The sequence below is a fragment of the Rhodococcus sp. FW305-130 genome (assembly GCF_058788335.1).
Genome location: NZ_JBYTAP010000001.1, coordinates 1,175,244 through 1,190,798, shown reverse-complemented (window position 1 = coordinate 1,190,798; position 15,555 = coordinate 1,175,244). Strand labels below are relative to the sequence as shown.

Here is a 15,555-nt window from a genome sequence, read left to right as displayed (position 1 = left end):
GCTTCAAAACACAGTATTGAAGCGCAACACACGAGTTATCGCATGCAGTCGTTACGATCAGCTCAGCTAGATCACCGGATTCTCACATCGGCGAGGAGATCCCTGCGCCGACGGAAAGGACGATCAGTGAGCGAGCAAGACAAGGGGACGTCCGCAGGGGTGCGAAAGCGCGACCGCGGCGAGATCATCGGGCAAGGGGGTATGTGGCTCGCAAAGTGGTCGTTGGTGTTGGCGTCGATTTCGCTGGGCGCCTGGATTTTCGGTTGGCTGATCGAAAAGCTCTGGGTCATCATCCTGCCGGTGGCTCTGGCTATCGTCGTTGCGACAGTCATGTGGCCGCCGACCCGCGGAATGATCAAGCGCGGTATGCCACCGGCCGCGGCAGCCGGCATCACCCTGGTCCTCTCGATCGGAATCTTGGCCGGTGTGATCGCAGGCATCGTTCCGTCAGTGGTCAGCCAGGCCCCCGAGCTCGCGAACAAGACCACCGAGGGCATCAATCAGGTTCAGGACTGGCTCCAGGGTCCGCCACTGAATCTGAAGGACGACCAGATCGACAACGCAGTCCATGCCGTCATCACGAAGGTGCAGGAAAGTGGAACCGCCATCGCTTCAGGCGTTTTCAGCGGTGTGAGCACGGCGAGCTCGTTGTTAGTCACGCTCGGTTTGGTCCTGATTCTCGCCTTCTTCTTCATCAAGGACGGACCGAGGTTCATCCCCTGGCTGCACGCTGTCGGCGGCGGCCGCGCCGGTCGGCATCTCGAAGAGGTCCTCACCCGCATGTGGGACACGCTCGGCGGATTCATCAGGACTCAAGCACTGGTGAGCCTGATCGACGCGGTCTTCATCGGCGCCGGACTGCTGATACTCGGGGTCCCGCTGGCACCGGTGCTGGCAATTCTGACGTTCATCGGTGGATTCATCCCGATCGTCGGTGCGTTTGTCGCCGGCGCCCTGGCCGTGTTGGTTGCGCTGGTGGCAAACGGCCTCACCACCGCCATCATCGTGCTGATCATCATCCTGGCCGTTCAGCAGATCGAAGGAAACGTCCTTCAGCCTGTGCTGCAGAGCAAGTCGATGAAACTCCACGCCGTCATCGTGCTGCTTGCCGTGGCCGCCGGTAGCTCGCTGTACGGCATCGTCGGCGCCTTCCTCGCAGTGCCCGTCGCCGCGGTGGCAGCAGTTGTCATCCGCTACATCGGAGAGCAGATCGACGAACGCGCAAGCGACAACGAGCCGATGCCCGCCGGCGATGCCTCGGACATCCTCGAAGATCAGGACGACGACGCCGAGTCAGAGGTAGAGAACAAAAAGGCCTGATCAGCCCGCGATCACCTTCACCGAGGAGCCTGCACGTCCGCGAATGACGTGCAGGCGACTCGGGATTCGCTGCCTCATCTCGTCCACGTGACTGACGATGCCCACCACTCGTCCTCCGTCGCGAAGCTCGTCCAACACAGCCATCACCGAGTCGAGGGTGTCGGCGTCGAGGGTGCCGAATCCTTCGTCGATGAACATCGTGTCGAGAACGATTCCGCCGGACTCCGCCGCAACCACATCGGCGAGTCCGAGCGCCAAAGACAATGACGCCAAGAACGATTCACCGCCCGAGAGCGTCTTCGCCGAGCGAACGACGCCAGTGAAGTCGTCCCGGATGTCGAGTCCCAGACCGCCGCGGCGACCCCGAGATCCTGCCTCGTCACTGTGCACGAACTCGTACCGTCCCCCGGACATCCGCTGCAGACGAACCGATGCCGACACGGCGATCTCTTCCAACCGCGAAGCGAGCACATACGCTCGCAGCGACATCTTGCGACTGTTCTGACCTTTGCCGGCGATCACGTCTGCGAGGGCAGCGAGTTCGTCGTGCAGTTCACGCTCAGGTGCAACCGCCTCGTAGGCCTTCTCGAGTTGTGCGCTGAACCGTTCGAGATCCGACACACGGTTCTCGGCCAGGGAAGCGGCCGCAACAGCGGAGTTCACTACCTCGGCGCACTGAAGCGCGAGGCCGCGAGGGCCGTCCACGTCGACGGTCTCGACTTCACCCACCGCAACAACCTCGGGGTCGTCGAGGACAGTCCGGGCGGCAACCTCGAGGTCACGCGCCTTGGCGAGTTCCGTTTCGATCGCCGCGATTCGGGCAGGCGATCTCACCCCTCCGATCGCAGCCTCGACCGAATCGAATCCGGCAGCGGCCGCAGCAGCGGACAGTTTGGCCGACAGTTCCGCCGATCGGGCCTGCGCACGAACGGCGTCGTCGCGCATTTCGGACGCCGCCGTGGCAGCGGATGCAAGGCCTTCGAACCGCGAGCGCCGAGCAGCGATGGTCGAATCTTCTCCCACCGCAGCAACGATCGCCGCTCGAATCTGCTCGACCGTCGCTGACAGAGTCGTCCTACGCTCGGCAAGTGCCGCCAATTCGGCTGTCAGAGAAGCAGATTCCTGTTGTAGTTCGGTGTCACGCCCATTGAGTTGCGCAAGTTTTTGTGCCAGCACTCCAACCTGACCGGCAGAGTGTGTCGCCTCGTCGACGGCGTTCCGTGCCTCGGCGCGGAGCCTGTCGAGTTCTTCGGAATCGCCGTCTCCGCCGCGCGCGATCACCCGGTCGATGTCACGTTCGACGGTTACCTGGCGATCGGCCACCTTGCTGAGGGCTTTCTCGGCCGCACGCTCGGCCGCTGACGCGGCTTCCAGATCGGGCTCGGTGACCGTGACGACATCCGACTGAGCCAGCGCAGGGTGTTCACGCGAACCACACACCTGGCATGGGTCACCAGGCGCGAGTGAACTCGCCAACTCCGCCGCCATGCCCTCGATACGCTTTTGCACGAGGTCGAGCCAGCGCCCGCGAGCACTCTGATGGGCGTCGCGCGCATCCAACACCTGCACACGAATCTTCTCGGCTTGTGCACGCAGAGAAACGATTTCATGGGCCGCTGTCGCGGCATCCGACGCTTTTACGAGTGCAGCCTCGAGGCCAGGCAGAGCCGCGTGAGCGCGTTGCGCATCCTCCAGTCGTTGGCCGGCCGAGCGCACCAGTTCTGGCAGTTGTGTGCGTTCAACCGCGATGGCATCGATGCGCTCGGACAGGGAGTCTCGCCGAACTCCGAGTTTCTCGATCTCGGCTTCTGCCGCATCGGCTCGTCGAGCGTCCTCCGCCATTGCGTCCAGGCGAACGATCTCGTCACGCCAGGTCCGGATCCGAGCTACGACGCGTTGACGCTCATCGTCGGTGGGTGGCCACACCTCCGGCACGAAAATCTCCGGACCGTCGAGTGCGGAGTAGGTCGACATCGCTGTGGTCATCGATTCGAGTGCGGCAGCGAGGTGCAAGCCGGCAGCGTCCACATCGCCGGCGACAGCGGCCACCGGCAGTGCGCGCTTGGCGGTCTCGAGTTCAGCGCCGATCACAGCTCTTTGGGCGGCGCCCGTATTGAATGCTGCGAGCTCAGCGGTCGCACGATTACGGCGAGCTACCAGATCTGCGGTTCGCTGCGCCGCCGACAGAACCCGATTAGCCTCGGCTGCTGCATCTTTCGCGGTCACCAGCTCCGCGAGACTTGCATCGCGGGTGTCCTGAGCCTCGGCGAGGAGTTTGCGCGACCATTCCAGTGGGTGTGCCTCGGCGCCTACCTCGAGTCCCGCAGCTGTCTCGACCTTCGCGAGCAGCAGCCGCACGGATTGCTCCCTGGCCGCGAGCGCGGTCGCACTTGCCTTTCGCTTGGCGTCGAACCATGCCTCGACGGAGACAAACCGCTTGGTGTCGAACAGACGCTCGAGCAGTTTGCCTCGCTCGTCGCTCTCGGCACGCAAGAATTTGGCGAACTCACCCTGCGGCAAGAGCACCACCTGGAAGAACTGATCAGCGCTCATGCCCATGAGGCGGTTGATCTCGTCACCGATGTCAGGGATGCGCGAAAGGTTTTCGCCGCGGCCGTCCAACCACGTCAGTGTGGCCTTTGCGTTCTCCGTGATCGAACCGGTGCCACGCTTCTTCGGGCGCGAATACTCTGGACTACGAACAAGTTTGATTCTGCGACCACTGATGGTCGCTTCGAGTTCCACGCGCGGCACCGAACCGGCAGGCGCATGATCGGACAGCAATCGCTTGCCCTCGTTGCGTGCACCCGGAACCCGCCCGTACAGGGCAAAGGAAACCGCGTCGAGGATCGTGGTCTTGCCTGCACCGGTGTCGCCGTGCAGAAGGAACAGCCCGTCAGCACCCAATCGGTCGAAGTCGACCTCGACGGTGTCGGCAAAGGGCCCGAAAGAGCTGACTTCGAGTTTGTGAAGCCTCACGCGGTTTCACTCAGTTCTACCGTGGACTCCTCGGCGCGCGCGGCAGCGCTGAGCGCTTCGGCCATCAACGTCACCTCTCGCTCGGATGGGTCACTACGCACGGCCGAGACAAAGCCACGGGCGATCTCCATGTCGGTTCGACCCCGTACCGCGTCGCGATACTTGAGATCCGATTGTCCTTCCGGCCTTTGCCATTCGAGATGAACGGCAAAGGGGAAACGTGCCTGGAGCTGCCTCATGGCATCGACGGGACGAACCGGATCAGTGAGCAAAGCGGAGACGTAGCACTGCTCGGAATCGGCGTACTTCGACTCGGTGAGAAGTTCTTCGAGAGTTCCCGTCACCTGGCTCAGCCCTCGAATCACCGGAAGATCGAGGCGCTGCACCGACGACAGACCGGCTGCGTCGAGTTCGATCAAAAGCGCAGCCTTGCGGTGGCTGCGCTCACCGAACGAATACGGCAACGGTGAACCTGAGTAGCGAACGCTCTCCGAGAGCATCTGGGGCGAATGCAGATGCCCCAGCGCAACGTAGTCGACACCGGCAAACTCGCCCACTGCGACAGTCTCCACTCCGCCGACCGAAATGGAGCGTTCCGATTCAGACGCCTCACCGCCCACGACAAAGGCATGCGCGAGCAGTACCGACCGAGTCGACGGATCGGTAGCTGTTCGTTCGGCGAGGTCTCGCCGAACACGCGACATCGCCGCACCGAGGATGTCGGAATGAGTACGAGCCCGGGGCACGTCCAACTCGACGCGCGTGATCTCCGGCTCGAGATACGGAATCCCGTAAAACGCGACAGGTCCGAACTGATCACTGAGCATCACCGGAGTACCGATCTGGCCGACTCGGGTGATCAAGTGCAATCCGCCGGCAGCTGCAAAGGACGCCCCGGCACCGAGCCGCACCGCGGAATCGTGGTTGCCGGACGTGGCGACGATGACCGCTCCGGCCGCCCGGATTGCCTCGAAGCCTCGATTGCACACCGTGACCGCGTCGGAACTGGGAATTGAGCGGTCGTAGATGTCACCGGGCACGACCACGACGTCAACACCGTGTTCGCGGACGGAATCCGCGATGGAACCGAGCACACTAGCCTGATCGGCCAACAGATCGACGCCGTGAAACGTGCGACCTATGTGCCAATCGGAGGTGTGCAGAATCTTCATGAATCCGACGGTAGAGCAGCCCACCGACACTGCCGATCTCCCACGCTGACGGCTTCGACGGTGTGCCCCAACCCACGAACGTCCGGTGACCCTGCACACAATCCGTCCGGTTCGTTTGGCGAAGAACCCGAAACCATCGCGCCATCGCGCCGATAAATGCGCCAGCCACGACCCGCACAAACACGGCCGACAACGCAAGAACCGCTAATGTCGTTATGTGTCTGCAACCCAACGTGCTCGCTCCGGGGTACCGCTGGACAAGCGATCGCTCATCGTGACCGTCCCCGGCCTGCCCTGGTGGGGAGTGATCCTGCTTGCTGCCGGTGTCACCGCCGTCGGCGTACTGATCGATGCAACCGGAGGCGGCGGCGAGCTCACCGCGGTGTTCTCGACGTTCTACTTCCTGGGCTGTCTCTTCGCTGTGGTTGCCGCTTCGAACAAGGCTCTTTTCACCGCGATGGCCCAACCTCCGTTGCTGCTCTTCGCTGCGGTGCCGATCGGGCACACGCTCATCGGCAAGGACAACAGCACCGCACTGCGCGACATCGCGATCAACATCGCGTACCCGTTGGTCAACCGCTTTCCGATCATGTTGGCCGCAACCGTCGTCGTGCTGATAATCGGCGGTTTCCGGTACTTCCTGCTCAATCAGCGTCCCACCGGGCCTGCGCGCTCGACCCGCTCCCGCCGCTCGGCGACCGCCACTCGAGACTCCTCTGCGGCTGCCACGCGAGAACAATCCGCACCCGAGACCGGGCGTCGCCGCAGAGTCTCGGACGCGCCCGTCCCCGGGCCCCCGCGTCGCCGCGCCCCCGAGGTGGACGAACAGCCCGCTTACCGAAGCGCTCCCCGGCGCGAACCGATCGAAGACGATCGCCCGCTGCCGCCCCGGAGAAGCCCACTGCCACCCAGAGTCGATCGCACGCACCAACCGCCTACGCGTCGCCCTCAGCCGGACAGCAGACCGACAGCAGACGACGACTACCCGTCGTACGGTCGCCGCCGGGCGCCCGAGCCCAGTCCGTCGCCCAGGCGTGAGGAGCGGATGGAGCCCTTCTTCGCTTCGGGTGACGACGTATCGCCGCCGCTGCCCCCTCGCCGCCGCCCACCCGGAGTCGATCTTCCCGCGTATCCGCCGCCGCGAGTTCGGTACCGCGATCGCGAAGAGCCCTGACAGACGAGCCCAGTAGCAAAAAATGCGGGGCACCTTCCAGATGGAAGGTGCCCCGCATTTTCTTGTTCTAGGACGTGCGCGCTGCTCGCAATTCACGGGGAAGAGCGAACACCAAGGTCTCGTTGGCTGTGGTGACGGGCTGAACGTCGTTGTATCCGTGCTCGGCAAGAAGTTCGATCACGCCGCGCACGAGCACCTCGGGCACTGATGCGCCCGATGTGATGCCAACGGTCTGGACACCCTCGAGCCACGCGAGATCGACCTCACGGGCGTAGTCGACCAGGTACGAAGCGGCAGCGCCCGCCCCGAGTGCGACCTCGACGAGGCGAACCGAGTTGGACGAGTTCCGTGAACCCACCACGATCACGAGATCGCACTCGGGAGCCATCGCCTTGACCGCGACCTGACGGTTCTGCGTGGCGTAGCAGATGTCGTCGGACGGCGGGTCCTGCAGATTGGGGAAACGCTCACGCAGGCGCGCGACGGTCTGCATCGTCTCGTCGACGCTCAGTGTGGTCTGGGAAAGCCAGATGACCTTCGACTCGTCACGAACCGTGACCGCGTCGACCGAATCCGGGCCGTCGACGATCGTGACGTGATCGGGAGCCTCACCTGCGGTGCCCTCGACCTCCTCGTGGCCTTCGTGGCCGATGAGGAGAATGTCGTAATCGTCGCGAGCGAATCGCTTTGCTTCCTGGTGCACCTTCGTGACCAGGGGGCACGTAGCGTCGATCGTGCGCAGGTTCCGCTCGGCAGCCGAGTCGTGGACGGCCGGAGACACACCGTGCGCTGAGAACACGAGGAGTGATCCTTCCGGAACCTCGTCGGTTTCGTCGACGAAGATCACGCCTTGATCTTCGAGCGTCTCGACGACGTGGCGATTGTGGACGATCTCCTTACGCACGTAGATGGGTGCGCCGTGCTTCTCGAGCGCCTTCTCGACGGTCTCGACCGCGCGGTCGACGCCGGCGCAGTAGCCGCGAGGCTCGGCGAGGAGCACGCGCTTGGCGCTGCCCTTGCGGGTGGACGGCGAATCAGCCGAGTGCGCGATACCGAGATTGAGAGGAACAGCCGAAGACATGTGACCAGCCTACTGGCACCTCGAACGTGAGACACTCCGGCAAACGTGAACACCTCGGTTTCGGGCTCCGATCGAAGGTTCCGAAGTAAACGAGTACGGCCGTCACAGGCAAGTCGGCTACCGATTGTCGGAGCTTTGCGGCAAGCTGTGGGAATGATCCGACCACCGTTCGTGGCGCGCGTTGCCGCGGGACTCGCCGTCACCGCGATGGAAGAGGCAAAGAAGTTGCCCACCACCGCTGTCGCCCTGCCGATGACCGCCGTGAGCCAGATGCTGCAGACAAGCATGCGCGTGCAGCAGTCGATCACCTCGTTGGCGATCAAGGGCGATCAGGCATTTGCACTGATCAACTGGTCTTCCGAGGACGAACAGCCCGAGTGGGCGGTCTTCGACGAGGACGCCGACGCTCCCGCGGACTCGGCGTCGACCACCGGCGCGACCACCGCTGACACCCCGACCAACGCCGGGCGCTTCGCGCTCTACTCGCTCGAGCCGACTGCCCCCATCGAGGAGCCCGCACCCGGCGCCGAGTCCGAATCCGCGGCAGCTACGACGGACGGACCTGCCGAAGAGCCCGAGATCGTCACCGAACTCGACTACCCCAACCTCACACTCGCACAGCTCCGTGCGCGTATCCGGACGCTCAGCATCGACGAGCTGACCGCCGTCCTGGACTACGAGAATGCGACGCTCGCCCGCGCACCGTTCCAGACCATGCTCACCAACCGCATCACCACAGCCAAGGCAAAGTGACTTCCGCAACGCCCCCCGCTTCATCGCAGCGATCGTCCGGCGCCAGCAGCGCTGAGCAGCCGTGGCCGGTCCGCACGGTTTCCGCCAAGGTCGCCGGCTGGATCGATCGACTCGGCAGCATCTGGGTCGAAGGTCAGATCACACAGATCAATGCACGCCCCGGTACCCGGACGGCCTTTCTCGTTCTGCGTGATCCGTCGGCAGACATGTCGCTGTCGATCACATGCTCACCACAGTTGTTGCACAACTCTCCGGTGCCGTTGACCGAGGGCTCGCGTGTGGTGATGTTCGGCAAGCTCTCGTTCTACACCGGACGCGGAACGGTGTCGTTGCGTGTCACCGAGATTCGCGCCGTGGGTATCGGTGAGCTGCTGGCCCGCATCGAGAGACTGCGCGCCTTGCTCGCCGCGGAGGGCTTGTTCGATCCGAGACTCAAACGGCCTCTTCCGTTTCTGCCCGGCACGATCGGCCTGATCACGGGCCGAGCCAGCGCGGCCGAAAAGGACGTCGTCTCGGTCGCCCACCGTCGCTGGCCCGCAGTGGCTATCGCGGTTCGTAACACCGCGGTGCAGGGCCCCACTGCTGTTCCCCAGATCATCGAAGCGCTGAAGGAACTCGACGCCAACCCGGTAGTCGACGTCATCATCCTCGCTCGCGGCGGCGGTAGCGTCGAGGATCTCCTGCCGTTCTCCGACGAGGCGCTGTGCCGCGCCATCGTGGCCTGCACGACGCCGATCGTCAGTGCCATCGGCCACGAGCCGGACAGCCCGCTCAGTGACCACGTCGCCGACCTGCGCGCAGCCACACCCACCGACGCGGCCAAGCGCGTCGTACCCGATGCGGTTGCGGAAGCTGCTCTGGTTGCCGATCTTCGTGACCGCAGCGCTGCGGCACTGCGCAGCTGGGTCAAGCGTGAGTCTCATCTGATCGAACAGTTGCGCACTCGACCGGTCATGGCATCACCGCTGCTCGCGGTGGACCGTCGCGCCGAAGAGGTCGAAAGGCTCCAGGCCGCCGGGCGACGCGATGTAACTCGGTTGATCGACTCCGAGTCCCGAACGATCGAGCATCTGCGCGCCCGGCTCACCACTCTCGGCCCCGCCGCGACGCTGGCCCGCGGGTACGCAGTCGTGCAACGTGTTGTCGCCGACGGCGATCCGGAGGTTCTGCGCTCGGTCGAGGACGCGCCACCCGGAACCCAGATTCGAGTTCGACTTGCAGACGGCGCCGTTCGCGCCGCAGTGATGGGAAGAGAAAAATGAGCAACGCCACCGACACCGACATCAACGAACTCGGCTACGAAGCAGCCCGCGACGAATTGGTGAGCGTCGTGAAGATTCTCGAACAGGGCGGCCTGGACCTCGACGCGTCACTCTCACTGTGGGAGCGAGGCGAAGCGTTGGCCAAGCGCTGTGAAGAGCATTTGGCCGGCGCCAGGGCTCGCGTCGAAAAGGCTCTGGCCGAAGCGGACGAGTAACGTCCGCTCCGACCGGAAATCCTATGGCGTGATCGGCTGCGCTGCGCCGACCTTCTCGGCAAGAATCCGGAACTCGTCCGGCGTCGCCGCGCCCGTGAGCAACAGGCGAACATCCCCGACGTCCGTGACCCAGATCGACTCGACACCCTCGCCGCCGAAGACGTTCCACGTGTCGGCGCCGACGGTCTCGACTCCGGTCGCGAATCGCTGTCCACCGGCAACGTGTGACACCAACGGGAATTCCTCGGCGTTGCTCTGTGTCAGCTGAATGTAGCGACCGCTGGTCGTGATGAATCCCACAGTGCTCGAATCTCCGCCACCGTCGCCGGAGATGATTTTGCGACTGCCGGAGTTCGGGGTCCACCCGTCCGGAACACCGGGATTACGGATGGGAAATCCAAGTTCCTTCGCGTCGTAGTTCAGAGCTGCGTCCACGTCGACGCTCGGGATAGGCCCCTGCGTCGGGCCGCCAGGACTGAATGTGCACTGGCTGGCGATGCCCGCAATGATGATGCAGAACAGCACCAACGGTACGAGAGACCAGACCATGTCTTTGTTGTCTTCGAGAATGCGGGGTTTCTTCGATGCCACACCCCCAGTATCCAGGTACTGCGCAGTAGATACGATTCCCGGTCCCCTTCGAGCGAGACAAAACGTCGCAGCAGCGACCCGACAGCGCACGTAGCCGCTCCCATCTGGGACAATGACGCCTGAAGAAACCACTGCGTCGACACACCCCGTCGACCGCGACCGCGCCAGGAGGCACCGCACATGACGGCCAGCAGCACTCATCGTGAGACCCCGGACCGTAACCTCGCACTCGAATTGGTCCGAGTCACCGAAGCCGGTGCTATGGCTGCCGGCCGCTGGGTAGGCCGCGGCGACAAGGAAGGCGGCGACGGAGCAGCCGTCGACGCTATGCGTCAGCTCGTCTCCTCCGTCTCGATGCGCGGCATCGTCGTCATCGGTGAGGGCGAGAAGGACGAAGCGCCGATGCTGTTCAACGGCGAAGAGGTCGGAAACGGCGACGGCCCCGACTGTGACTTCGCCGTCGACCCGGTCGACGGCACCACCTTGATGTCCAAGGGCATGCCCAACGCGATCTCCGTTCTGGCTGTTGCCGAGCGCGGCGCGATGTTCGATCCGTCGGCCGTGTTCTACATGGAGAAGATCGCTGTCGGACCGGATGCTGCAGATGTCATCGACATCAGCGCACCGATCGCCGAGAACATCAAGCGCGTCGCCAAGGTCAAGAAGGCGTCGGTCTCCGACATCACGATCTGCATCCTGGACCGCCCGCGTCACAACCAGCTGATCCAGGACGTGCGCGACACCGGCGCTCGTATCCGTCTGATCTCCGACGGTGACGTTGCCGGCGCCATCGCCGCAGCGCGTCCCGAGTCCGGCACCGACATGCTCGTCGGCATCGGCGGAACGCCTGAGGGCATCATCGCCGCAGCAGCCATGCGCTGCATGGGTGGATCGCTGCAGGGCAAGCTCGCACCCACCGACGACGAAGAGCGCCAGAAGGCCATCGACGCCGGTCATGATCTCGATCGGATCCTGACCACCGAAGATCTCGTCTCCGGCGAGAACGTCTTCTTCTGCGCCACGGGCGTCACCGATGGTGACCTGCTGCGCGGTGTCCGCTACTACGGCGGCGGCGCCAGCACGCAGTCCATCGTGATGCGTAGCAAGTCCGGCACCGTTCGCATGATCGACGCGTACCACCGTCTCGAGAAGCTGCGTGAGTACAGCTCCGTCGACTTCGACGGCGAAGAGGGCGCGGTTCCCCCGACGTTCTGATCGGCTCCGCCCCGTGAGCGGTTAGGGAGTCCCTGCACTCCTTAACCGCTCACGGGGGACGTAGTCCCCTACCCGCCCTCCAAAAGTGGCAATGTGGAGCCATGACGGAGAGCAACGATCAACAGTTCCGAATCGAACACGACACCATGGGCGAAGTTCGGGTGCCCATCGACGCGCTGTGGCGGGCACAGACCCAGCGTGCAGTCGAGAACTTCCCGATCAGCGGGCGCCCACTCGAGCGCACCCAGATCCGCGCAATGGGCTTGCTGAAAGCAGCGTGTGCGCAGGTCAACAAGGACCTCGGACTGCTCGACGCGGACAAGGCCGACGCAATCATCGCCGCCGCGAACGAGATCGCCGAAGGCAAGCACGACGATCAGTTCCCCATCGACGTCTTCCAGACCGGCTCGGGAACCAGCTCGAACATGAACGCCAACGAGGTCATCGCGTCCATCGCGAAGGCCGCCGGCGTGGACGTACACCCCAATGATCACGTCAACATGTCGCAGTCCTCCAACGACACCTTCCCCACCGCCACGCACGTCGCAGCTACCGAAGCAGCGGTCACCGATCTTGTTCCGGCACTGGAACATCTGCATGCTGCGCTTGCCACGAAGGGGTCCGAGTGGAAGACCGTCGTCAAATCCGGACGCACCCACCTGATGGACGCTGTGCCGGTCACGCTCGGTCAGGAGTTCGGCGGTTACGCACGTCAGATCGAGGCCGGCATCGAGCGCGTCAACGCAACACTCCCCCGCCTCGGCGAGTTGCCGATCGGCGGAACAGCAGTCGGCACCGGTCTCAATGCTCCGGATGGATTCGGCCCCAAAGTTGTTGCCGAGCTGGTCAAGTCGACAGGCGTCGACGCGCTGACTCCGGCGAAGAACAGCTTCGAAGCGCAAGCCGCGCGCGACGGACTGGTCGAAGCATCGGGCGCGCTGCGGACCATCGCCGTCTCACTGACAAAGATTGCCAACGACATTCGGTGGATGGGATCGGGTCCGCTGACCGGACTCGGCGAGATCGCACTCCCCGATCTGCAGCCGGGTAGCTCGATCATGCCCGGCAAGGTGAACCCGGTCCTGCCCGAGGCAACCACTCAGGTTGCGGCTCAGGTGATCGGAAACGACGCCGCCATCGCGTGGGGTGGCGCTGCCGGAGCTTTCGAACTCAACGTGTACATCCCGGTCATGGCACGCAACCTGCTGGAGTCGTTCACCTTGCTGGCCAACGTCTCTCGACTGTTCGCCGACAAGTGCGTCAGCGGACTGGTCGCGCACGAGGAGCACCTCAAGACACTCGCCGAATCTTCGCCGTCGATCGTAACGCCCCTCAACTCGGCGATCGGTTACGAGGAAGCCGCGGCCGTCGCGAAGCAGGCGCTCAAAGAGAAGAAGACGATCCGTCAGGTCGTCATCGAGCGCGGACTCGTCCCGGACAAGCTGAGCGAGGAAGAACTCGACAAGCGTCTCGACGTTCTGGCGATGGCGAAGGTCAAGGACTGAACAAACAACAGAGTGGCGGTTTCCACTTCGGAAACCGCCACTCTTTTCCCTACACCGTAGTGGTTGCGCGCCACTCGTCGGTGCGATCGGGGCTCGCCTCGGCCAATGCCTTCAACGTCGCTTCTCGATCGAAGTCCTTGCCGTACACCGGAGTTCCCGGCTGCTGACGCCAGGAATCGTCGATCGTTCCCGCATCGACAGGATCGAAGCCCAACTGATTGATCAGATCGAACACGACCTGCTTGTTCGCGTCGTCGTCGCCGGCGATGGGTAGCGCAATGCGCCCCTCTGCACCTTCGGGAAGCCCCTTCTCGAGGAGATGCTTCCACCAGATTCCGTTGAACGCCTTGAATACCGGTACACCCAGGCGCTCCTGCACCCATCCGCTTTCGGTCTGTCCGTCCTCGATGGCCGAGATCAGACCGTCACGCTGTTGCGGGTAGTAGTTGTTGGTCTCGATGACCGGGGCACCGGCGACCGCACCGCTGAGGATCCCCGCCGGTAGATCGACCACGTTCTTCTGCGGAATGCTCACGATGACCAACTCGGCGCCCTCGGCGGCCTCGGTGCTGCGGACTGCCTTCGCGCCCGTCTCCGCTTCCAGTTCTGCAAGGGTGTCCGGTGTCCGCGAATTCGAGACGCGCACGTCGTGACCGAGCGCAGCGAGCCTACGTGTGAGCGTGCCACCGATCTGACCGGCTCCGATGATTCCGATGCGCATGACCCTGCTCCTTCGTCGTGTGCAGTGGCGATCGCGCCACCGCTGCATTCGTCAACGACGAGAACGCACCGGGTCATTCCGTACCGACTACTTCAACTCCCGTTGATTCAATCGGTTGACGGATCGAGTTCGAGCCTGATGCGAACACTGACCGGATCGGTCTGCAATCCGCGAAAGGCAGAGGCCGTCAGCGCCGATCTGAACTTCCCCGACGTGAATGTCTTCACCCGCGCCGGGACGTCGTCGTCCGGCATGATCTGGGCCTGTCCGTCCACCCACTCGCCGCGGCGACGGATCCGAACCTTCGGCGTCGCAGAGATATTGGCGCCCCAACCCCTGTCGATGCCGTGCTGCGCGATGACCCACGCCTCGTCGCCGTCGTAGGTGATCGCAACGGGCACTCGGCGGGTCAGACCGGTTCGGCGTCCAACCGTCTCGATCTCGGTCATCAACGACGGCATCAAACCGATCCGATTCAATCCGGTGACCAGCGGATTGGCGAAATACTTCCCGACTGCGACTTCGATTCTTCGTTTTCGTGCAACTGACGTCGGTACCGGCATGCCGTTTCCTCTCCTCCGGAGCTGGCGCTCGAAGCAACAGCTCTATACCGAACGATATAACCACTGATCCGGGAGTTTTGCCACCATGAATATCGATCAATACCCACTACCTGCACACAACACTTGACTGTGTCTGTCGGTTACATCTAGTCTCAGATTCGTTCCTATACCGATCGACATACTGGGAGGCAGTGATGAACACACCTCGAGACACCTCGTTGCCATGACCGGCCCGCAGACGCGTTGTCCGATCGCCGCAGCGCGTCGCAAGTGGGGAGTACCAAGAGAATCAGCGGCACCAGATGAATCGAACAGCTCTGCGATTGCATACGATGGCGGGATGGCCGACTCCGATTCCCGCACTCTGATGCTGGTCGGCGCCATCAACGCCTTCCGTGAACACGGGATCGCGACGACCTCGCTCACCGAGATCGTCGAACGCTCGGGAGCTCCCCGCGGGTCGGTGTACCACTACTTCCCCGAAGGCAAAGGACAGCTGGCCGGCGAAGCAGTTGCCTACTTCGGCCGAGGCGTCAGCGCCGCCATCAGTTCGATGATCGCTCAGTCTTCCCCACCGGAGATCATCGACGCGGTTGTCACAATATTTCGAAACAGCTTGGTAGAGAGCGATTTCACCTCCTCCTGTCCGGTCGCAGCCGCTGCAGTGGAGGGCGCGTCGACGCCGGCGGCATTAACTGCTGCGGGCGAATCCTTCACCTCGTGGGAATCGCTTCTCACATCGTTCTTCTGGCAGCAGGGACAGCCGTCCGAGACTGCAGCACAGTGGGCAACCGTCGTGATCGCGTCGATCGAAGGCGCGACTCTGATGGCAAAAGCTCAGCACACCACCGCGCCTCTCGATCGGATCGGCGCGCACCTCAAGGCTCTGGTCTCGGCCCCGAGCTGACCAACCCCTCTACTTCCAACCGCTGCTGCCGTCCGCGCAGGAGCAGAGATGGCGTACCAACATGTCTCACACACTTGCACCGGCGCCCTCGGCGCCC

General features: G+C 63.5%; 14 protein-coding genes. 8 read left to right on the top strand and 6 right to left on the bottom strand.

Annotated features, from left to right (window positions below):
* The first annotated feature begins 126 nt into the window (after positions 1-126).
* On the top strand, positions 127-1,320 hold the full coding sequence (locus AC3WQS_RS05760) for an AI-2E family transporter (RefSeq protein ID WP_003945249.1): 1,194 nt from the start codon (positions 127-129) through the stop codon (positions 1,318-1,320).
* On the opposite strand, the gene AC3WQS_RS05755 is transcribed toward AC3WQS_RS05760, so the two are convergent.
* Positions 1,321-4,299 (bottom strand): AAA family ATPase, encoded by a 2,979-nt coding sequence (locus AC3WQS_RS05755; protein WP_195790666.1) that lies wholly within the window; start codon positions 4,297-4,299, stop codon positions 1,321-1,323. It abuts the gene before it with no gap.
* On the bottom strand, positions 4,296-5,471 hold the full coding sequence (locus AC3WQS_RS05750) for an exonuclease SbcCD subunit D (RefSeq protein ID WP_020908513.1): 1,176 nt from the start codon (positions 5,469-5,471) through the stop codon (positions 4,296-4,298). Before AC3WQS_RS05750 ends, AC3WQS_RS05755 begins: the two co-directional genes overlap by 4 nt.
* Before the next feature lie 217 nt (positions 5,472-5,688).
* On the opposite strand from AC3WQS_RS05750, the gene AC3WQS_RS05745 reads away from it, so the two are divergent.
* On the top strand, positions 5,689-6,645 hold the full coding sequence (locus AC3WQS_RS05745; RefSeq protein WP_020970252.1) for a DUF6542 domain-containing protein: 957 nt from the start codon (positions 5,689-5,691) through the stop codon (positions 6,643-6,645).
* A gap of 67 nt (positions 6,646-6,712) precedes the next feature.
* On the opposite strand, the gene AC3WQS_RS05740 is transcribed toward AC3WQS_RS05745, so the two are convergent.
* Positions 6,713-7,726, bottom strand: coding sequence for a 4-hydroxy-3-methylbut-2-enyl diphosphate reductase (locus AC3WQS_RS05740; RefSeq protein WP_003945273.1), 1,014 nt, complete (start codon positions 7,724-7,726; stop codon positions 6,713-6,715).
* A gap of 153 nt (positions 7,727-7,879) precedes the next feature.
* Here AC3WQS_RS05740 and AC3WQS_RS05735 point away from each other — a divergent pair, with 153 nt between their 5' ends.
* From AC3WQS_RS05735 to AC3WQS_RS05725, 3 genes are read left to right on the top strand one after another with little or no spacing between them, the layout of a single operon-like run.
* Positions 7,880-8,479 (top strand): lipid droplet-associated protein, encoded by a 600-nt coding sequence (locus tag AC3WQS_RS05735; RefSeq protein ID WP_030244398.1) that lies wholly within the window; start codon positions 7,880-7,882, stop codon positions 8,477-8,479.
* Entirely contained in the window at positions 8,476-9,741 is a 1,266-nt protein-coding gene (xseA, locus tag AC3WQS_RS05730) for an exodeoxyribonuclease VII large subunit (RefSeq protein ID WP_003945258.1), read from the top strand. Before AC3WQS_RS05735 ends, xseA begins: the two co-directional genes overlap by 4 nt.
* Positions 9,738-9,956 (top strand): exodeoxyribonuclease VII small subunit, encoded by a 219-nt coding sequence (locus tag AC3WQS_RS05725; RefSeq protein WP_003945276.1) that lies wholly within the window; start codon positions 9,738-9,740, stop codon positions 9,954-9,956. Before xseA ends, AC3WQS_RS05725 begins: the two co-directional genes overlap by 4 nt.
* A gap of 21 nt (positions 9,957-9,977) precedes the next feature.
* On the opposite strand, the gene AC3WQS_RS05720 is transcribed toward AC3WQS_RS05725, so the two are convergent.
* A complete protein-coding gene (locus AC3WQS_RS05720; RefSeq protein WP_029255848.1) occupies positions 9,978-10,547 on the bottom strand; it encodes a DUF4245 domain-containing protein in 570 nt (189 codons plus the stop codon).
* A gap of 180 nt (positions 10,548-10,727) precedes the next feature.
* Here AC3WQS_RS05720 and glpX point away from each other — a divergent pair, with 180 nt between their 5' ends.
* Entirely contained in the window at positions 10,728-11,762 is a 1,035-nt protein-coding gene (glpX, locus tag AC3WQS_RS05715) for a class II fructose-bisphosphatase (RefSeq protein WP_019744581.1), read from the top strand.
* A gap of 101 nt (positions 11,763-11,863) precedes the next feature.
* Positions 11,864-13,267: a class II fumarate hydratase gene (locus AC3WQS_RS05710; protein ID WP_492712975.1), complete on the top strand. Its 1,404-nt coding sequence runs from the start codon at positions 11,864-11,866 to the stop codon at positions 13,265-13,267.
* A gap of 49 nt (positions 13,268-13,316) precedes the next feature.
* On the opposite strand, the gene AC3WQS_RS05705 is transcribed toward AC3WQS_RS05710, so the two are convergent.
* Positions 13,317-14,036 (bottom strand): NADPH-dependent F420 reductase, encoded by a 720-nt coding sequence (locus tag AC3WQS_RS05705; RefSeq protein ID WP_019744583.1) that lies wholly within the window; start codon positions 14,034-14,036, stop codon positions 13,317-13,319.
* A 59-nt stretch (positions 14,037-14,095) separates the two neighbouring features.
* A complete protein-coding gene (locus AC3WQS_RS05700) occupies positions 14,096-14,551 on the bottom strand; it encodes a nitroreductase family deazaflavin-dependent oxidoreductase (protein ID WP_020908518.1) in 456 nt (151 codons plus the stop codon).
* 340 nt (positions 14,552-14,891) lie between these two features.
* Between AC3WQS_RS05700 and AC3WQS_RS05695 the strand changes: the two genes are divergently transcribed.
* Positions 14,892-15,458: a TetR/AcrR family transcriptional regulator gene (locus AC3WQS_RS05695; protein WP_003945239.1), complete on the top strand. Its 567-nt coding sequence runs from the start codon at positions 14,892-14,894 to the stop codon at positions 15,456-15,458.
* The last annotated feature ends 97 nt before the right edge of the window (positions 15,459-15,555 follow it).